This is a genomic window from Brevibacterium sp. S111, assembly GCF_004745075.1.
Lineage (GTDB): Bacteria > Actinomycetota > Actinomycetes > Actinomycetales > Brevibacteriaceae > Brevibacterium.
Map to the genome: position 1 here is coordinate 401,086 of NZ_RHFH01000002.1, position 18,411 is coordinate 419,496.

Genomic DNA, 18,411 nt, shown 5'->3' on the forward strand with positions numbered 1-18,411 from the left:
TATTTCGGCGGTGGTGTGAGAATGAGCGGGTGAACGATATCTCTCCCGGTTCCGGCGACGCCTCGGCCGCCCCACGCCGTTTCAGTGTGCTGCGCAGCTGGAAGACCGCGCCGTACCTGGTGGGCTCGGGCACGGCGATGATGGGCGACAACATCGAGCACGTCATCACCTATTGGGTGCTGTGGGAGAAGTTCGAGTCCCCGGCCCTTGTCGGTTTCCAGCTCATCAGTCACTGGCTGCCGTTCCTGCTCCTGTCCGTCTACGCCGGCTCCTTGGCCGAGCGCTTCGATTGTCGCCGCCTCATCCAGATCGGGCAGATCATGTTCATGGTCGTCTCCCTGTGCTGGGGCATCCTCTTCCTCACCGACTCGCTGCAGCTGTGGCAGGCCTGCGTGCTGCTCGTCATCCACGGACTCGCCGGATGCCTGTGGGGCCCGGCCGAGCAGATGATGCTTCATGATTTCGTCGACCGGAAGGAGCTGCCGAGCGCCGTGAGGCTCAACGCGACGTTCCGCAGCCTCGGCATCCTCTTCGGGCCCGTCGTCGGCTCCGCCCTGCTGCTCGGGGTCGGGGCGACCTGGGGCATCTTCATCAACATCGTCTTCTACCTGCCGCTGACACTCTTCCTCATCCGCACGCCCTTCACCGGACATCTGCGCAGCGGCAGTGTGCGCACGGCGCGGACGACGCTCATGCAGTCGCTGCGGGTGCTCATCGACGTCCGCCACAATCGTGCGATCCTCGGCATGCTGCTGCTGGCCGCGCTCGCCTCGATGACGATCGGTGCGGTGCTGCAGACCGCGATGCCCGTCTTCGGCGGGATCCTCACCCCGTCCGGCGGAGACAGTGACTTCACCTACGGGGTGCTGCTCTTCGCCATGGGTGCCGGAGGGGTGCTCGGTGGGTTCGGGCTCGAGGCGACCGGATGGATCAAAGCCGTCCCCACGGCTGCCGCGCTGGCCGCTGCCGCGATGGGGCTCAGCGCCGTGTTCTTCGCCCTGACCTCACACCTGTGGGTGGCGATCGTCATGCTCGTGATCGCCGGAGTCTCGAAGATCACCGCCGAGTCGACCGAGATGGCGATCATCCAACTCGAGGCGCCCGCGGAGATCCGTGGGCGCGTCATCGGATCCTATGCGATGTTCGGCCCCGGGATGCAGACCTTCTCCGGAGTCACGGTCGGGGTGCTCGGCACGATCGCCACGATCCCCGGGGCGGTCATCATCGGCGGCACGGTCCTCGCCATCGGGGCAGTGGCCATCGGCGCCTATGCCGTGACCGGACGGAGGCACACATGACCCCGCGGCCCGGGGTGAGCCTCGAAGTCGTGTCGGTCGGGTTCGCTCCGGTCAAGGGCACACGGCACATCCGCCGGCCGGAGGCGCAGTTCGACGCCGAGGGGCCCGTCGGCGATCGCCGATACTGCCTCGTCGACGTCGAGCGTCGTCAGGTCCTCAAGACCGTCCAGCACCCTAGCCTCATCGGGGTCACGGCCGAACTGCGCGGGGAGGAGCTGGCGATGTCGCTGCCCGACGGCCGGTCCGCCTGCGCCGTGCCCGCCACCGATGGTGAGGTTCTCACCTGCGACTACTGGAAGCGGAAAACCGATCTCAGCCTCACGGACGGCCCGCACGCCGCACTGCTGTCGACCTGGCTCGGCCGACATGTGCGTCTGGCCCGTGCCCCTCGTGGAGACGTCGTCTTCGGTGCGCCGGTCTCCATCGTCACCACGGCCTCGCTCGGCGACCTCACCGATCGGGCGGCCCGACCAGGACTCGTCGACGAGGCGGCCCGCTTCCGTGCGACCTTCGTCGTCGACACGGATGTCCCATTCGCCGAGGAGGCCTGGCAGGGCCGGGAGGTCGGCCTTGTCGACTCCGGCCTCGGCGAGATCCGGGTGCGCATCGGGGCACCGATCCCGCGGTGCGCGGTGATGGACCTCGACCCGGTCACCGGCGAGCGGAATGCGCGCCTGCTGAGAGCGCTGGCCGGCTATCGACCCACCAACGAGGTCGGCGAACCCCTCTTCGGGGTCTATGCGGAGATCGACAGCCGGTCCGAGCTCAGGTGACGGCGCCGCGGACCTTGTGCTGCGGGACGTCCCATTCTCGGTTGTCGAGGATGTCACGCAGCGCCTCGACGGTGTCCCAGACATCGGTGAACCCGACATAGAGCGGAGTCAAGCCGAACCGCAGCACCTCGGGCTCGCGGTAGTCGCCGATGACGCCGCGCTCGATGAGCGCACTCATCACCGCGAACCCCTCGGGGTGGGTGATCGAGACCTGCGAACCGCGCTGCGCTTGCTCGCGCGGGGTCACGACCTCGACGGGATGATGCGACAGACGCGAATCGACGAGCTCGATGAACAGATCGGACAGAGCCAGCGACTTCTGCCGCACGGCCGCCATGTCGGCCCGGGAGTGGACGTCGAGACCGACCTCGGCCACGGACATCGAGATGATGCCCTGCGTGCCGGTGAGATAGCGCCGGATGCCGTCGGCCGGCGTGTAGTTGGGCTCCATCTCGAAGGGCTGCTTGTGGCCCCACCATCCCGACAGCGGTTGGGTGAACCGTGTCCGCAGAGCCTCGGAGACCCAGACGAACGCGGGTGAGCCCGGACCGCCGTTGAGGAACTTGTACGTGCAGCCGACCGCCATGTCCGCGCCCGAGCCGGCCAGGTCGATCTCGAGCGCACCGGCCGAATGGCAGAGGTCCCAGATCGCCAGTGCCCCTGCCGCATGGACCGCCGAGGTCGTCGACTCCATGTCGAAGAGGCGACCGGTGCGGTAGTTGACGTGGGTGAGGACGACGAAGGCCACCTCGTCGGTCAGGGCGGTAGGGAATCCGGCGGCCACTTCGGCGTCATCGACGAGGCGGACCTCCCAGCCGTCGCCGAGCTGCTCGGCCAGGCCCTCGAGCATGTAGATGTCGGAGGGGAAGTTCTCCCGCTGAGTGAGGATGACGCGGCGTCCCGGAGCATCGGCGGCCTGGATCTTGCAGGCGGCCGAGGCGACCTTGAACAGGTTGATCGAAGTCGTGTCGGTGACGACGGTGGCCCCGGCACCGCCCCCGACGAGGCCCGCGACCTTGTCGCCGAGCACGGCGGGCAGGTCGAACCAGCCGGCGTCGTTCCACGAGCGGATCAGACCGGCCCCCCACTCCTCGGAGATGACGTTCTGGGCACGCTCTGCGGCCCCCTTGGTCCGGGCTCCGAGGGAATTGCCGTCGAGGTAGATCGTCTCCGGCGGGAGGACGAACTCCTCGCGGAAGCCGCGGAGAGGATCGTAGGCACCCCGCTGGGCGCAGGCCGCCCGATCGAGCGCACCTCCGCCGGCACGGGCGGGCTGCTCGGAAGCTCGAGAGTCAGCGGAGTCAGTGATCGGTTCGGCGTCGCGTCCGTCGTCGAGAGTGGTCATGGTGTCGTCCTTTCGGTGCTGTTGTCGTTCAGTGTGGCAGGTTCGTCGGCGGCTGTGTCGGAGGCTGTCGCGCGGGCGGCGAGGATCCGGCCCACCGTCGGGTACCGGAGAACCGCGATGAGGACTCCGATCGCCAGCCACGCTGCCAGGGCGATCCACACCACCGGTGTGAAGTCGGCTGCGAGCAGCGTGATCTGGTAGAGGTTGACCGCTGTGCCGATCACCGTCAGTGCCCAATGCAGCCAGAGGGGGATCGTGAAGGGGGCCCGGGCGTGGGTCTCGGGCATGACATAGCGCATCCGCAGCGAGACGAGCAGGATGACGATGAGCATGACCTGCACCAGCGCCGAGGCGGCCGTGCCGATGACCGAGATGTCGAGACCGGCGATCGCTGGGACGATGCCGAGGACGAAGAGCGCGGTGAGGATCCAATGCGGAGTGCCGAACCGGGCATTGACCCGTCCGAACGCCGCCGGCAGCCAGCCGTCGTCCGTGGCGGCGAGCAGACCCTTCGACCCCCACAGGAGCTGGGCGTTGAGCGTAGAGACGATCGCGACCATCGCTCCGCCGAGGATGAAGAACACCCACCAGCCGTGAGACATGATCTCTTCGGCCACGACCGAGAGGGGCTGATCGGCGACCTCGGCGATGGGAAGGACACCCACGGCGGGGATCGCGATGAGCACGTAGAGGAGTCCGACGACGAGGGTGCCGCCGATCATCGCCAGAGGGATGTCGCGAGAGGGGTTCTTCATCTCGCGACCGAGCTCGGCGACGCCGAAGCTTCCCATGGTGGCGAAGGTGAGCAGCGCCGCCGCGGACAGGAGCTGGGTGAAGCCGTGCGGCAGCGGTTCGGGGTAGGCGTTCCATTCGATGTGGCCGAAGCCGTTGACGATGAACACGGAGAAGCCGATGAGCATGAGGACCATGAGCCAGACCCCCACCCGCGAGGAGAAGGCGGCGCCCATGAGGTTCGCGACGTAGAAGATGCTGACGATGACGACCGCGACGATGATCGGGTCGAAGAAGTCCGAGAGCGAGTGCAGATAGATCCCGGCAGAGAGGCCGTAGAGGCTGAGCGCGCACTGCTGCATGAGCGCCATCCACATATTGACGAAGCCGAGCCGCGGATCGACGACCCGCGCAGGCCAGGTGTAGGTCCCGCCGACCGCGGGAAGGGCCGAGGCCATCGCGGCATAGGGGATCGAGACGAGGATGATCGTGACCACCGCGATGAGGTAGGCCCAGGGCGTTCCGCCGCCGGTGATGCCGATGGCCACGCCCGTGAGCGAGACGATGCCGCCGCCGATCACCTGATTGATCGTCACGCTCAGCGCACCGGGCAGTCCGATCGTGCGTTTGAGCTGGTCCTGGTTGAGCTTGGCTGCCACGAGAGTCTCCCGAGTCGTCGTCTTCGCCGATCCGTTCCGCCTCTGCGATGAGGGGCGCGGCGAGCGTTCGCGTATGCTCCTCATCCTGGCATGGCATTCGGATATGATGGGCAGAATCCGAACAGAATTGAGTCACTGAGAGGAATATTCGTGAATGATTCGACGCTGATCGCCGATCATCGCTCCGATTCGGCGGATGTTCGGCTCGCCGAGGTGGACCTGGCGATCCTCCGTGAGCTCAGTGCCGACGCCCGGACCTCGAACAAGACCCTTGCCGCGCGGGTGGGGTTGGCGCCATCGACCTGCTCGGGCCGCGTCAGCGCCCTGCGGCAGAGCGGGGTGCTGCGCGGCTTCCACGCCGACATCGACTACGAGAAGCTCGGACTGAGCGTGTTCGGGATGATCTCCGTGCGTGTCACCCCGGTCGGCCGTTCGCAGCTGCGCAGTGTCATCGACCGGCTGCTCGAGGCAGCCGAGACGCTCGAGGTGTATCAGGTGTCGGGGGAGCGGGATCTCCTCGTCCACGTCGCCTGTGACCATCCGACGGGCCTGCACCGATTCATCGAGCAGAACCTGTCCGATCCGACGATCGCGCACACGCAGACGAGTCTTGTGTTCGGCCATCATCGGAAATGACGGTCTCGCACATACTGATGACGGCGTAGACGATGACTCGTGTCGGCAGATGACGCCGGATGACCCGAAGATGTCGGCGGGAGTCGGAAGCCGACGGAGTCAGGGCGGCCCGCCGGCGGAGATTCCTAGGCTGGGGTCGGCAATCACCCAAGCAACAGCACCGACACCGGGAGGCCCCGTCATGACTGCATCCGCCACTAAACTCGACACCATCGCCGACATCACTGCTCAGGAGCGCGCCGAACGCCTCGCCGCGGCGGGCAGCGCCTGGAATGAGCGTCTGGCCGCCTCGGCGACGAACGGCCGCCTGAAGTTCTCGGCCTCCGGCACGGCCCGCGGGTCCGTGTCCTCGGTGATCACCGCCGGGCAGCACACCTTCGCCGTCGACGAACCGACCCCGCTGGCCGGCGATGACGCGGCACCGAACCCCGTCGAATACGCGCTCGGAGCGCTCATCTCCTGCCAGATCGTCGTCTATCGCCTCTACGCCCACAATCTCGGGCTGACCATCGACGAACTCGATGTCACCGCCGAGGGCGACCTCGATGTGCAGGGACTCTTCGGAGCCGATGAGACCGTCCGTCCCGGGTTCTCCACCGTGCGGGTGTCCGTGAACGTCTCGGGACCCGACGACGCCGAGGACTACCGCAGGCTGCAGGAGACCGTCGACGCCCACTGCCCGGTCTTCGACATCTTCACCAACCCGACGCCGATCGACGTCACCGTGACGAAAGTCGACTGAGGACGAGAGCCGTCACGGTCGGAGGGCCGGCTGATGCGTGTCCGTCGGTCGGAGGATCGGCTCACGAGTATTCGCCGGCCCTGTCTGATCAGCCCGAATGCGCGGCGAGGACCTCGAGGACGGACTCTCCGTAGCGGTCGAGCTTCTTCAGACCGACACCGCTGACCTGTCCGAGCTCGCTGACCGAGCTCGGCCTGACCTCGACGATGCCGTAGAGCGTGGCATCGGGGAACACGACATAGGCGGGCACGCCCTGCTCCTTCGCCTGTTCACCGCGCCAGGCGCGCAGGGCTTCGAACAGGGAGGCATCGGCCGGGTCGAGTTCGACTTCGGGACCGGACCGGCGGCGGGATCCCGCCTTCTTCGCACCGGACCTCTTCACCGGGTCGACGCGCAGCGAGATCTCCTCTTCACCGCGCAGCACGGGACCGGCCGCCTCACCGACGACGAGGACCCCGTAATCGCCGTGGGACTCCAGCAGTCCTCGGGCGAGCACCTGACGGATGACGGTCTTCCACTGGCTTTCGGACAGGTCGTCGCCGACGCCCCAGACGCTCAGGCTCTCGTGGTCGGACGCCCGGGAGCGGTCGTTGTCGTTGCCGCGCAGCACATCGATGACCTGCCCGGATCCGAAACGCTGTCCGCGTTCGCGGTCGAGACGGATGACCGCCGAGAGCAGCTTCTGCACGGCCACGGTCGCATCCCAGGTCACCGGGGGTGTCATGCAGGTGTCGCAGTTGCCGCAGGGCTCGGACTCCTCATCGAAGTAGCGCAGCAGCTGCACGCGCCGACAGTCGACGGTCTCGCACAGGGCCAGCATCGAGTCGAGATGGCTCATCGCACGGCGTTTGAACACCTGGTCGCCCTCACCGGATTCGATGAGGCGGCGCTGGGAGACGACATCGCCGAGGCCGTAGACCATCCAGGCATCCGCGGGCAGCCCGTCACGGCCGGCACGGCCGGTCTCCTGGTAATAGCCTTCGACCGATCTGGGCAGATCGAGATGGGCGACGAAGCGGACGTCGGGTTTGTCGATGCCCATGCCGAAGGCGATCGTGGCGACCATGACGATCCCGTCCTCACGGAGGAACCGAGCCTGGTTCTCCGCCCGCACCTCGGCGGGAAGTCCCGCGTGATAGGGCAGGGCGGTGATGCCACGGGCCACGAGCGCCTCGGCGAGCTGATCGACGCCGCGCCGGGACAGGCAGTAGACGATGCCGGCGTCCCCGGGGTGTTCGGTGGTGATGAAGTTGAGCAGCTGGGACCGGGCCGAAGCCTTCGGTTCGATCCGATAGGTGATGTTGGGCCGGTCGAAGCTGGCGACGAAGTGCTCGGCCTCCTGGAGGTGGAGGCGTTCGGTGAGCTCGGCATGAGTCGCCGGGGTCGCCGTGGCCGTCAGCGCGATGCGCGGGACGTCGGGGAACCGTTCGGCCAGCACCCCGAGCCCGAGATAGTCGCTGCGGAAGTCATGGCCCCACTGGGACACACAGTGGGCTTCGTCGATGGCGAACAGTGAGATCTGCGCCTGTTCGAGCAGCCGCATCGTCCGCGAGAGCACGAGGCGTTCGGGCGCGAGGTAGAGCAGGTCGATCTCACCGGCGAGCAGCTGCTGCTCGACCTGCTGCGCGGTGTCGAAATCGAGAGAGGAATTGAGGTAGGCCGCGCGCACACCGAGGTTCTCCAGAGCCGCGACCTGATCGGCCATGAGCGCGATGAGCGGGGAGATGACCACGCCCGTGCCCGGCCTGACCAGGGACGGAATCTGATAGCACAGAGATTTTCCGCCGCCGGTGGGCATGAGCACGACCGCATCCCCACCACCGACGACCTGGTCGACGATGGCCGCCTGCTCACCCCGGAACTCCTCATAGCCGAAGACATCGTGAAGGACATCGAGGGCGGAGGTCGTGGCTGCGGAGGTCATGGATCCCACCCTAGTTCACGGCACTGACTCAGAACCTCCGGGGCGTTCAGTCGTTTGAGACCGTGCAGGAGAGGCGACGGAGGACATCTGGCGCCGAGTTTTGGTCGCAATCGGACATTCGCGCCGAAATTGAGGTCGCAATCGGATACTTTGCTGCCGCCAAAATGTCCGAAGGTGACCTATGTTTCAGCGAACTGTCCGAAAGTGCCCGGCCCGGACCGTCCCTCACCGGGCAGAGAACCTCCGGGCCGCGACGAGCCCGAACACGCAGACCGCGGCCACCGCGACCGCGAAGATCGTCGTCGCATTCGCCAGTCCCACCTCGGCGGCGAGGAATCCGGCACCGATCGCCGGCACGGACATGAAGACGTAGGCGAGGATGAAGTAGGAGGTGGTCGCCTCGGTGCGGTGCTCCGGGGCGGTGGCTGCGGTGATCGCGCGCATCCCGGTCATGAACACCAGCCCCTGCCCGGCTCCGGCCAGCACGGAGGAGACGATGAGCACCGGCAGCGAGCCGATCAGGAGCGCGAGCACAAGCGCACCCATGCTCACGATCATCGTCACCGTCCCGCCGACGATGAGCCGACGGTCGCTCAGTCCCCGAAAGACCAGCTGCGCGCTCGCCGAGGCGCCGAAGAGGAGGAACACGACGGTGCCGGTGACCGCCGTCGACGTGAGGTGCAGGGTCTGCCCGATGAAGCTCGGCGCGACCGCCGAATACAGGCCACACACCGCGAATCCGGTGATCGCTCCCGGTGAGGCGGCGAGGAACATGCGCTTCGCCGAGGCGGGGATGCCCGGCAGCTGCAGCCGCACCGCACCCGGGGTGCCCCGCTGCTGCCTCCGCGTCCGGTCCCGAACAAGGAGCAGCGCGGCCCCGGCGATGATGAGCATGATCGCGTTGACGAGGAACGGTGTGAAGAGGGGCCCGGCGGCGAAGTGGGCGAGGAGTCCGGAGGAGAGGATCCCCAATCCCAGTCCGCCCATGTTCGCGGCCGTCGCGAGCGACCCGGCCAGCCGTTCGCGTCCGGCCGGGGCGTTCTCGAGCACGGTGACGGTGGCCGTGGACGTGAAGATCCCCGCGGCCAGCCCGGAGAGGACACGTCCGGTGAGCAGCAGTCCGACGTTCGCGCCGATGAGGAAGAGGACCGCCGAGGCGACCGAGAAGACCACCCCGAGGCTGAGCACCGGGCGCCGCCCGAGACCGTCGGAGAGGCGGCCGAAGACGATGAGTGCGGCGATGACGCCGAGTGCGTAGATCGCGAAGAGCTGAGTCGTGAATGCGGTGCCGAAGCCGAACCGCTCCTCGTAGAGGGGGTAGAGCGGAGTCGGCAGGGTCGTGCCCATCATGACGACGGTGAAGACATACGCCGAGGCGGCCAACCCCCATCCCGTGGCCGCATGCGACTGCGATGGGTCCGGGGTCTTCGCCTGCGATCCTTCGGACATCGCCACCGCCTTTCGCCTCGGGTGCCGTCTGCCCCCTGTACGTGTCGAACCGTCAGCGATTGTACGCTGGAGTCTCCGCACCATGCCGGGGCGCCGGCATGGTGGATTGTGCGCATCCGCGAGAAGGAGCAGATTCCGATGACCACGAGCCCGATCACCCCCATCCCGGCAGAGTCGACCGCGGCCGAGGCCCCGAGCCGGCGTCGGGTGATGAAGACCGTGGGCGTGGCCGGAACCGCTGCGGTCGTCGGCACCTCGGTGGCGGCCACCTCGGGGTGCTCACCCGAAGAGGAGGAGGCCGCGCCGACGCAGGATGCGAGCCTTCCGAGCTCCGATGTTCCCGTCGGATCGGGCACCGTCATCGACGATACCTATGTTGTGACTCAGCCGAAGAAGGGCGAGTTCTTCGCGTTCTCGTCCGTGTGCACGCACCAGGGCTGCCAGGTCAAGAGGGTCACCGAGGAAGCCATCATCTGTCCGTGCCACTCGACGAACTTCTCGGTCACCACCGGTGAGGTGCTCTCCGGTCCGGCCGAGGAACCGCTGCCGAAGTACGAGGTCACCGAGGACGGCGGGACCCTGACGATCACGGGCAAGTGATCCATCGCCTCCGGGTGAGGCGTCCGCGCCCGTCGGGGGCGCGGGTGGCCTGCATCCTGTGATGCTGCGTTCGCTGGGGCTCAGAGGAGAAGTCCGGGCAGAACCAGGGCTCCGGCGATGACGAGGGCGGCCACGACGGAGAAGCCGAGTCCGCTCACCTCGCTGCGACGGGTCTTTGCGTCTTCGGCCCGCCAGGGCAGGCCGGGCCAGACGAGAACTGCCCGGAAGACGGCGACGACGATGGTGGCCATGGCGGCCAGCCAGACCCAGACGAACCAGTCGGCCCAGCCTCCGAAGGGTCCGACGAGGCGGATGAGAAGCACGAACATCACGCCCGTGCCGATCCCCGAGAGCAGGCCCATCCGCGTCGCCGACCTGGATGCCCGCAGTGCTGCGAAGGCGCCCCAGGCTGCGATGATCGCACCGATGACCGCTGAGACGAATTCGGGATTCATGACCGTGCTCCCTCCTGTCTGACGTCGACCGGTCGCGCCGGCCCGGCGTCGGATGTGTCTGAGATCAGCGCTGCAGCCGCATCGACCCAGTTCGCGGAGTCGTTGAGCACGATGACACCCCGCCCGGACTGTGCATCGAAGCCGAGGAACGACGTGTAGCCTCCTGTACCTCCGTTGTGCCAGGTGAGGTTCGGCGCGCGGGTCTTCGTCGTGAACCAGGCCCAGCCGATGCGGTCGCCTTCATCGAAATCGGCGCGGGGCTCGGCGGCATTCGCGCCGGGAGCGCTTCCATCGCGTACCGCCCGCAGCCAGATCGACATGTCGTGGGCGGTCGAGCGGATCGCACCGGCGGGCGCGGAGCCGCCCATCACCCACGGGGCGGCGGACAGGCCCGAGGAGGTGCGGCCGTGGCTCAATCCCTCGGGGGAGTCCGGCACGAAGGTCTCCTTCATTCCCAGCGGTTCGGTGATCCGCGTCCGCACGAGCTCGCCGTAGTCCTCCCCAGTGACCTCGGCGATGGCCTGACCGAGGACGGCGAAGCCGAAGTTCGAGTACTCGGGCTCCTTCTTCCCGACCTCCGCCTCGTGCAGACCGGCCACGATGGCGGCGGCGTCACCGCGGTAGGGGTCCGCGCGGACGTAGTTCGCGAGGATGCCGGAGAGGCCCTCGCCCCACCCTGACCACGGCTTCTGCGAGGGCAGACCCGACCGCTGCTGGGCGATGGACTTGAGGCTCACTTCGGCGACCTTCCCGTGCAGGTCCGGCCAGACCTCGCCGAGGCGGGTGTCCGCGTCGATCTCGCCCCGGTCGATGGCATCGGCGAAGAGGGCGGCGGTGAACGTCTTCGTGATCGAGCCGATCTCGAATTCGGTGTGTTCATCGGCCCCGGTGCCCGCGAAGGTGACCTCGTCGCCGTCGATGCGGGCCGCGGCGATGTGCTGCCAGTGTTTGCTGCCGAGGGTCTGTGCGAGCTCGCTCATGAGCTCGGCGTCACCGGTGGGAGTTCCTTGGAAGCCGCGCGGCCACGGGGTGAGGACGGCGAGAGCGACGGCCGTGAGTGTCGCGGCGGCCAGGGCGATGATCCGGCGCCGAGGCGCGCGCCCGGAAGTCGCCTCACCGTCCGCCGGAGGCCTGCGGTCGGGATCGGTTTCGGTCATCGTTCCTCCTCGTGGTCGGGGGTGGGAAGTGCGGTGATCAGGGACGGAACGCTCGCCGCCCGTGTCGTTCAGTGCGTGCCGATGAGCACGAGCGTGAGCAGCGGGATGACCCGCGAGGCGGGGACTCGCCAGTGCCCGCGGCGGGCATTCTCGAGCCATCCGGCACCGGCGAGGGCATGCACATGGTGGTAGATCTGCCCGGACGTGCCGAAGCGCTCGTCCCGACCGAGCTCGGCCACGGTCGACGTGCCTTCGTAGATCGCCTGCAACAGCTGGAGTCGGACGGGATGGCCGAGCGCTGCCAGGGATCCGGCCGCCTCGGCGAAATCGATGTCGCCCAGTCCCGCAGTCGTCAGCCCCATCTGCCATGCCACGGGGCCGTCGGCGCCCGGGGGAGTGGTGTACCCGGTGTAGGTCACTCCGCCGTCCTCGCCGAGGCGGTCGACGAGTCCGTGCAGTGCCCAGAACGTGTCCGTGTCGCCGGGCAGCCCCGCGGCTGCCTCGCCCGGGGGCGCGGATCCCGTCCCGCCCGCAGCCGGGGACGATTCTGCGCTGCCCGTCTCCGCGGGAGCACCCGATGCCCTTGCCCCCGTCACGGGTGAGGCTCCGGCTTCGAGCTCGGCGACTCGGCGTTCGAGTGCAGAGAGGCGTTCCTCCGATGAAGGCGTCGATTCCATGGCTCAATAATACAATAAATACGTAATTACGTAAATACGTCTCGAAGGGTGCGTCCGCGCCTGAGTCAGGGCTGAACGGACAGACTCAGGCAGGCGACCTAGACTGGTGTCGTGATGAGTACCGAAGAGCCGCGCACCGAATCCACGTCCCCGCGTTCCGAGGCCTCCCCGCAGGCCATCGCCGCCGCGAAACGGCTCGGCACGCCCATGGTCGTCCGTGGCCTCCTCGGTGTGGTTTTCGGCATCGCCACCGTCTTCTGGCCCCGTGATGACAGCAACCCGCTGCAGCTGAGCATGCCGACCGACGTCGTCGACCACCTCGCCATCGGCTACCTCATCCTCTTCGCCCTCGCCCTGGTATTCGAAGCCGTGCGCGCACCGCTGAACGTGCGCACCGCGATCTACGGCCAGGCCGTCATTGCGATCCCGGCGATCGTATTCCTCTTCCTCGCCGACCACCCCGCCGAGCTGCGCGCGGCGCTGAGCATCTGGGCCCTGCTGCACGGCGCGCTCGAATTCTGGGCCTACAGGCAGCTGAAGTCCCAGCCGATGGCCTCGGACTTCCTCATCGCTGCGGGAACCCACGCCCTGCTGGGCATCATCCTCGTCTTCGGCGACGGTATGGAGGCCCTGTCGATCCTCGGCTTCACCGGCGCCGCGACCCTCATCGCCGGCGTGATCTTCATCATCGGCGGGTACTCCCGCCTGAGCAAAGGTCGCCAGCTGGCCAAGCGCGGCGAACCGGCCGAGCAGATCGGCACCCCCGCCGAGGCGGCCACCTCCGACGACTCCGACGAATCAGATGACGGAACTGCCCCGAAGAACGAGCCCTGACCGGGCACCCGAGACACCCGAGGTGAGATGAGCACTGTCGAGTACGAGAGCGCGACCGAATCCCGATTGGCCACCATCGCCGCCTCGGTGAGGTCCTCCGAACTCCTCGGCGACCTCGCCGAAGCCAGCCGCGAACTCGACCCCGCCCTCTTCCGCCGCCTCTTCGAACTCTCCCGGTCCCCGTCTCTGCTCGTGGCCACCGATTACGACGGCACGATCGCTCCCATCGTCGACGTCCCCAGCGAAGCCTTTCCCTTGGAGAGCTCGGTCGACTCACTGCGCGCGCTCGCCCTCCTGCCGTCCACCTCGGCGGGGGTCATCTCCGGTCGCAGCCTGCGTGACCTCGCGGCGATGTCGCGCCTGCCGCGGGAGGTCCACCTCTTCGGATCCCACGGCGGAGAGACCGACACCTTCACCATCGCCAGCCTCACCGAGGCGCAGCGGGCGACCCTGGCCGACTTCCGCGCCGAGCTCACCCGCACCCTGCCCGGCGAGGTCATCGAGCACAAGACCACGGGCGCGGCCGTCCACCTGCGCGGACTCGACGAGACCGAACGCCGCCGGGTCGAAGCCGCCGTCGAACAGCTCGCGACCGCCCATCCGATCCACCCGACCAGGGGCAAGCAGGTCATCGACCTGTCCGTGGTGCCGTCGTCGAAGGCCGAAGCCCTGACCCGGCTGCGGGTGCAGACCGGAGCCGAGAACGTGGTGTTCATCGGCGATGACACCGCCGACGAATTCGCGCTCGAGACCCTCGGTGAGCACGACCTCGGGCTGAAGGTCGGCACCGAGCCCACGACGACGCACGCGGACTTCCGCCTGGCCTCCTCGGACGAGGTCTCCACCGTCCTCGGGGCCCTGTTCGAACTGCGCAAGTCCTGGCTCTTCGGTCGGCGGGCCACCCCGATTCAGCGGCACAGCCTGATCGGCAACGGGCAGTCGACCGCGCTCGTCGATCCCGCGGGCAGCATCTGCTGGATGCCGCACCCGCTGCCGCATTCTGCCTCGATGTTCTCCGAGATCCTCGGCACCGAGGCGGCCGGGTTCTTCGCCGTCGCCCCCGTCGGCGGGGCGAGCCCGCTGACTCAGCGTTACCTCGGGCACTCCACGCTGCTCGAGACTCGGTGGGCCGGCCTCAGCTGCATCGACTACCTCGCTCCCGTCGACGGGCACAGCGACGACACGATCGTCGTGCGCGTGCTCACCGGCGATGCTCCCGCCCGGATCCGCTTCGCCCCTCGCCTCGACTATGCGACGGTGCCGACCCGCATGGTGACGACCGATGACGGGGTGGCGGTGCTCGGGACCTCGGAACCCATCGAACTCCATGCCCCGGGGCTCGACTTCGAGCTCGTCGAGAACGGCGACTCCCACACCGCCGAGGCGACCGTCGTGCCCTCGCAGCAGCCCGGCGGCAGGGTCGTGCTCGTCCTCGCCTGCGGTACGGGCACCGGCGACGCCGGTTATATCGCCACCGGCGGGGAGCACCATGTGCGCGAACGTGCCCTGAACTTCTGGACGAACTGGGTCGACTCGCTGCACCTGCCCAGCCATCACCGCGAAGAGGTCATCCGCTCGGCGATCACCCTGCGCGCCCTGTGCCACGAACCCACCGGAGGAGTCCTCGCCGCCCCCACGACCTCCCTGCCCGAGGGTATCGGCGGCGTGCGCAACTGGGACTACCGGTACACGTGGCTGCGGGACGGGTCGATGACGGTCCGGGCCCTGCTCGCGCTCGGTTCGACGGGCGAGGCCGAAGGCTTCCTGTCGTGGCTGTCCGGGATCCTCTCCCGCACCGTCTCACCCGAACAGCTCCACCCGCTCTACGCCGTCGACGGTTCGGCGCTGACCACCGAAGCGGTGCTCGCCCACCTGCCCGGATACGCCGGCTCTCGGCCGGTGCGGGTCGGCAATGCCGCCGAACACCAGGTCCAATTGGACGTGTTCGGCCCGGTCACGGAGCTGCTCGACGAACTCAGCGGCCACCTCGGCGAGCTTCCCGAGAACTATTGGACCCTCACCTGCCAGATGGTCGAAGCCGTGGGCAAGCGGTGGTTCGAGGCCGATCACGGGATCTGGGAGGCCCGGCGCGCACCGAAGCACAACGTCTACACGCGAGTGATGTGCTGGGTGACGGTCGATCGGGCGCTGCGGATCGCCGAACGGTTCGACCGCGAACCGCCCGGGGCGTGGCGGCAGCTGCGCGAGGAGATCGCCCACGACGTGCTCACCCACGGGTACAACGAGGAGGTCGGGGCGTTCACCGTCGCCTACGGGGAGACGGATCTGGACTCGGCGGCGCTGTTCGTCGGGCTCTCCGGGCTCGTCGACGCCGATGATCCGCGGTTCGTCTCGACCGTCGACGCCGTCGAACGTGAGCTGCGGGTCGGGCCGACCGTGTTCCGCTACCGCTACGACGACGGGCTGCCCGGCCTCGAGGGCGGATTCCACATCTGCACGACCTGGCTCATCGAGGCCTTCATCGAAGTCGGTCGCATCGACGACGCGTGGGACCTGTTCCGGCAGGTCGACAACCTGCTCGGGCCGACGGGGCTGCTGTCCGAGGAGTACGACCCCGTCGCCGAGGCGCACCTGGGCAATCACCCGCAGGCCTACTCGCACCTCGGCTACATCCGCGTCGCCCAGCTCCTCGACGCCCACCGCCCGAGCTGACCTGCGGGGCGGTCCGGGGTGCCTGCCCGCCGGTTGCGCCGCGCAGCACCGACCGCTGTTGCCTCGCCCGTGAGATGAGTGTGGCCAGATTGCCATTTTCGACGCAGAAATGTGCAATCTGACCCCACCCATCTCCGGCGTCTTCCTCCGTCCATAGCCGCGAGGAGCGAGCGGCGAGTCGTACGTACTCCGCCTGTGGATATCGCAACTCTGTCCACAGGCGGATATTCGCCTCTGGCATTCTTCGTCAAGGGTGAGGCAGTCTCATGCCATGGATAATCAGGCGTCAGATTCGCGGCCACTCAACGCTACCCAGCGGTCCGGCCCGCAAAGCGGTCAGGCGACCAACTCACGGGCCGGTTCTAGGACCAGCTCGCGGATGAGCCCGCAGGCCAACCCGCTGCACGACAATCGGGCCGACGTTCCGGCTAACGCAGCTGGGGGATCGACGGCTCCTCCGCCGCCGCGCGACAGTACGAAGCCGCGGAAGCTGCGCGTCCGGTCCTGGTCGGAGAAGCCACGTCAGTTGTTGACCGCCGCTATTCCGTTCACGAGGGCGCAGGCCGCTTCGCGGGGAATCACGCGTCGCGCGCTGGACGACGGGCGGAAGTACCAGCAGCTCGACTACGGCGTATGGGTCGAAGCCGCTCCCACGACTCGGGTCGTCGCTCCGACTTGGGCGGATACCGAGTGGATCGAAGAGCGAGTGAAGCTGTCGGGTCTGGCCTGCATCGACCCGAATGTGGTCGCCTGCAATGTCACTGCGGCACGGTTATATGGCTTGCCGGTGCCGTGGAATGCCGATACACGGATGCATGTGGCCCGCGAAGACAAGTGCCTGTCCAGGTATCGGAAGAATGTTGTCTTCCATCGCTACGAATGGCTGCGGTCGGAGAACTTCTTCGGCCTGCCGCTCGTCACGGTACCGCAGTTATTCATCGAACTTGCGCGGGTGCTGACGGTCAGGCAACTCGTGGAGCTTGGTGATGCCGCCGTCGGCCGGTGGCACGGTGGACCGGTGACAACCATCGACGAGATCCGCGCTGAGCTTGCTTCCCGCCGCCGAGTGTACGGACGTCTCACCGCTGAAAGCGCGCTCGACTTGGTCCGGGACGATGTGGACTCTCCACCGGAGACGAGGCTGCGATTGCATCTCATCGACGCAGGTCTTCCTGAACCCCTGGTCCATCCGGCAGTCATGTGTGCGCTCATCGGGACAGAACTCCATCCAGACATGGGCTATCCGTCGATCAGGCTCGCCATTGAGTACGAGGGAGACCACCACCGGAGCTCGCCTACCCAGTTTGCTGAGGACAATCGCCGCATCTCAGCACTTCAGGCGGAGGGTTGGACGGTCATCCGAGTATCGAAAGGCTCGGACATGTCGGAGATCTGCCGTCTGATCGCCCACCACCTGCGCGCAGGCGGACTTATCTGAGGACGCCACCTGGCCGCTGCGCCGGTCGGCGAAAGATAGGTGTGGTCAGATTGCCCAATTCAAGCTCGATATTGGCAATCTGACCACACCCATTTCGCTGGCAGATGGTATGACCCCGCTGGCAGTGTTGCGCCGCCCTACCGGACCGAGCCTCACTCGACGAGGAGGGTGACCACCTCGGCGACGCAGGCGGGACGTTCCTGGTCCTCGATCTCGATCGTGTGGTTGAGGATGACCTGCGTGCCCTTCTGGCCGCGGATGACCTCCTTGACCTCGACCCTGCCGCGCAGGCGCGAGCCGACGACCACGGGCTGGAGGAAGCGGACCTTGTTGAGTCCGTAGTTGACGCGGATGGACACGCCCTCGATCGTGAAGATCTCGGCGGAGAACTTCGGGATGAGCGAGAGGGTGAAGAACCCGTGGACGATGGTCGCACCATAGGGGCCCTCGGCCGCGCGGGCTTCGTCGATGTGGATCCACTGGTGGTCATCGGTGACATCGGCAAAGGTGTTGATGGCGTCCTGGTCCATCGTCGTCCACTCGGAGGCTCCGAGTTCTTGACCGATGAGCGATTCGATCTCGTCGATGCCGTTGATGGTGCGCATTGAAGGTTCTCCTTTGATCCTGGCGACGTTCGATCCCAACGACGCCGATCCTCGCGAATCCGCCTCGCCGAGGCGGGGCCGGCGGCTGACCGCGACCCGACCGAGCGACTGAGCGGACAATCGATTGGAAAGCGTCGTTCCTGGCATCATACGTCTCCGGCCGCTCGCCGCCACCCGGTCGTCCGGACTGTGAGTCGCGGACCGAGCGTTGCGAGGTGAGCGTCGCGCGCTGAGAGTCGCGAGGTGAGCGTCGCGAGGCCGGGAACCGGCACGGGCGCGGGCACGGGTAAGCCTTGATCCACCGATCGGTATGGGAGCCGTGGTGTGAATCCGGTTCTCGCAAAATGTCGACAAATGGGCAGGGAACATCGTCCCGGTCTCTCACCAGTCTGATTCCACTTTTCAGTTCCCGTA

16 protein-coding genes are annotated in these 18,411 nt (G+C 67.4%); 8 read left to right on the plus strand and 8 right to left on the minus strand.

The features are described 5' to 3' along the window. Positions 1-29: 29 nt before the first annotated feature. Positions 30-1,298 carry an MFS transporter gene (locus EB836_RS04170; protein ID WP_135537811.1) on the plus strand — a complete coding sequence of 423 codons (1,269 nt, stop codon included), beginning with the start codon at positions 30-32 and terminating at the stop codon, positions 1,296-1,298. Then, on the plus strand, positions 1,295-2,071 hold the full coding sequence (locus EB836_RS04175; protein WP_135537812.1) for an MOSC N-terminal beta barrel domain-containing protein: 777 nt from the start codon (positions 1,295-1,297) through the stop codon (positions 2,069-2,071). Before EB836_RS04170 ends, EB836_RS04175 begins: the two co-directional genes overlap by 4 nt. On the opposite strand, the gene kynU is transcribed toward EB836_RS04175, so the two are convergent. Both kynU and EB836_RS04185 read right to left on the minus strand, forming a co-directional pair. Further along, entirely contained in the window at positions 2,064-3,416 is a 1,353-nt protein-coding gene (kynU, locus tag EB836_RS04180) for a kynureninase (RefSeq protein WP_135537813.1), read from the minus strand. The two genes, EB836_RS04175 and kynU, sit on opposite strands and share 8 nt — an antisense overlap. Further along, the gene (locus tag EB836_RS04185; RefSeq protein WP_167854345.1) at positions 3,413-4,807 is read right to left on the minus strand and encodes an APC family permease; all 1,395 of its coding nucleotides are present in this window, start codon (positions 4,805-4,807) and stop codon (positions 3,413-3,415) included. The genes kynU and EB836_RS04185 overlap by 4 nt, the downstream gene beginning before the upstream one ends. 150 nt (positions 4,808-4,957) lie before the next feature. Between EB836_RS04185 and EB836_RS04190 the strand changes: the two genes are divergently transcribed. Both EB836_RS04190 and EB836_RS04195 read left to right on the plus strand, forming a co-directional pair. Further along, positions 4,958-5,443: an Lrp/AsnC family transcriptional regulator gene (locus tag EB836_RS04190; protein ID WP_240689587.1), complete on the plus strand. Its 486-nt coding sequence runs from the start codon at positions 4,958-4,960 to the stop codon at positions 5,441-5,443. Positions 5,444-5,624: 181 nt separating this feature from the next. Beyond that, a complete protein-coding gene (locus tag EB836_RS04195) occupies positions 5,625-6,185 on the plus strand; it encodes an OsmC family protein (protein WP_135537818.1) in 561 nt (186 codons plus the stop codon). An 88-nt stretch (positions 6,186-6,273) separates the two neighbouring features. Here EB836_RS04195 and recQ read toward each other — a convergent pair whose 3' ends face one another. Together recQ and EB836_RS04205 are read right to left on the minus strand one after the other, a co-directional pair. Further along, positions 6,274-8,109: a DNA helicase RecQ gene (gene recQ, locus EB836_RS04200; RefSeq protein WP_135537820.1), complete on the minus strand. Its 1,836-nt coding sequence runs from the start codon at positions 8,107-8,109 to the stop codon at positions 6,274-6,276. A 225-nt stretch (positions 8,110-8,334) separates the two neighbouring features. After that, positions 8,335-9,558: an MFS transporter gene (locus EB836_RS04205; protein ID WP_135537822.1), complete on the minus strand. Its 1,224-nt coding sequence runs from the start codon at positions 9,556-9,558 to the stop codon at positions 8,335-8,337. A 138-nt stretch (positions 9,559-9,696) separates the two neighbouring features. On the opposite strand from EB836_RS04205, the gene EB836_RS04210 reads away from it, so the two are divergent. Further along, on the plus strand, positions 9,697-10,158 hold the full coding sequence (locus tag EB836_RS04210; protein WP_167854346.1) for a Rieske (2Fe-2S) protein: 462 nt from the start codon (positions 9,697-9,699) through the stop codon (positions 10,156-10,158). A gap of 80 nt (positions 10,159-10,238) precedes the next feature. Here EB836_RS04210 and EB836_RS04215 read toward each other — a convergent pair whose 3' ends face one another. From EB836_RS04215 to EB836_RS04225, 3 genes are all read right to left on the minus strand, one after another. Continuing rightward, a complete protein-coding gene (locus tag EB836_RS04215; protein ID WP_135537826.1) occupies positions 10,239-10,613 on the minus strand; it encodes a hypothetical protein in 375 nt (124 codons plus the stop codon). After that, positions 10,610-11,770: a serine hydrolase domain-containing protein gene (locus tag EB836_RS04220; protein WP_167854347.1), complete on the minus strand. Its 1,161-nt coding sequence runs from the start codon at positions 11,768-11,770 to the stop codon at positions 10,610-10,612. Before EB836_RS04220 ends, EB836_RS04215 begins: the two co-directional genes overlap by 4 nt. A 68-nt stretch (positions 11,771-11,838) precedes the next feature. Then, on the minus strand, positions 11,839-12,447 hold the full coding sequence (locus tag EB836_RS04225) for a winged helix-turn-helix domain-containing protein (protein WP_135537829.1): 609 nt from the start codon (positions 12,445-12,447) through the stop codon (positions 11,839-11,841). Positions 12,448-12,561: 114 nt separating this feature from the next. Here EB836_RS04225 and EB836_RS04230 point away from each other — a divergent pair, with 114 nt between their 5' ends. The 3 genes from EB836_RS04230 to EB836_RS04240 all read left to right on the plus strand — a co-directional run bounded on the left by EB836_RS04230 (position 12,562) and on the right by EB836_RS04240 (position 17,392). After that, the gene (locus EB836_RS04230) at positions 12,562-13,281 is read left to right on the plus strand and encodes a hypothetical protein (protein WP_135537831.1); all 720 of its coding nucleotides are present in this window, start codon (positions 12,562-12,564) and stop codon (positions 13,279-13,281) included. 27 nt (positions 13,282-13,308) lie between these two features. Beyond that, the gene (otsB, locus tag EB836_RS04235) at positions 13,309-15,954 is read left to right on the plus strand and encodes a trehalose-phosphatase (RefSeq protein WP_135537833.1); all 2,646 of its coding nucleotides are present in this window, start codon (positions 13,309-13,311) and stop codon (positions 15,952-15,954) included. Between the two features lie 706 nt (positions 15,955-16,660). Continuing rightward, positions 16,661-17,392 (plus strand): hypothetical protein, encoded by a 732-nt coding sequence (locus EB836_RS04240; RefSeq protein ID WP_135537834.1) that lies wholly within the window; start codon positions 16,661-16,663, stop codon positions 17,390-17,392. Between the two features lie 152 nt (positions 17,393-17,544). Here the strand turns inward: EB836_RS04240 and EB836_RS04245 are convergent, their stop codons facing one another. Next, on the minus strand, positions 17,545-17,997 hold the full coding sequence (locus EB836_RS04245; protein ID WP_135537836.1) for a MaoC family dehydratase: 453 nt from the start codon (positions 17,995-17,997) through the stop codon (positions 17,545-17,547). Between the last annotated feature and the right edge of the window lie 414 nt (positions 17,998-18,411).

Coding starts and splice junctions, on each gene's coding strand:
- EB836_RS04175 (WP_135537812.1), top strand. CDS start 1,295: ATGACCCCGCGGCCCGGGGTGAGCCTCGAAGTCGTGTCGGTCGGGTTC.
- kynU (WP_135537813.1), bottom strand. CDS start 3,416: ATGACCACTCTCGACGACGGACGCGACGCCGAACCGATCACTGACTCC.
- EB836_RS04195 (WP_135537818.1), top strand. CDS start 5,625: ATGACTGCATCCGCCACTAAACTCGACACCATCGCCGACATCACTGCT.
- recQ (WP_135537820.1), bottom strand. CDS start 8,109: ATGACCTCCGCAGCCACGACCTCCGCCCTCGATGTCCTTCACGATGTC.
- EB836_RS04205 (WP_135537822.1), bottom strand. CDS start 9,558: ATGTCCGAAGGATCGCAGGCGAAGACCCCGGACCCATCGCAGTCGCAT.
- EB836_RS04210 (WP_167854346.1), top strand. CDS start 9,697: ATGACCACGAGCCCGATCACCCCCATCCCGGCAGAGTCGACCGCGGCC.
- EB836_RS04215 (WP_135537826.1), bottom strand. CDS start 10,613: ATGAATCCCGAATTCGTCTCAGCGGTCATCGGTGCGATCATCGCAGCC.
- EB836_RS04220 (WP_167854347.1), bottom strand. CDS start 11,770: ATGACCGAAACCGATCCCGACCGCAGGCCTCCGGCGGACGGTGAGGCG.
- EB836_RS04225 (WP_135537829.1), bottom strand. CDS start 12,447: ATGGAATCGACGCCTTCATCGGAGGAACGCCTCTCTGCACTCGAACGC.
- EB836_RS04230 (WP_135537831.1), top strand. CDS start 12,562: ATGAGTACCGAAGAGCCGCGCACCGAATCCACGTCCCCGCGTTCCGAG.
- otsB (WP_135537833.1), top strand. CDS start 13,309: ATGAGCACTGTCGAGTACGAGAGCGCGACCGAATCCCGATTGGCCACC.
- EB836_RS04245 (WP_135537836.1), bottom strand. CDS start 17,997: ATGCGCACCATCAACGGCATCGACGAGATCGAATCGCTCATCGGTCAA.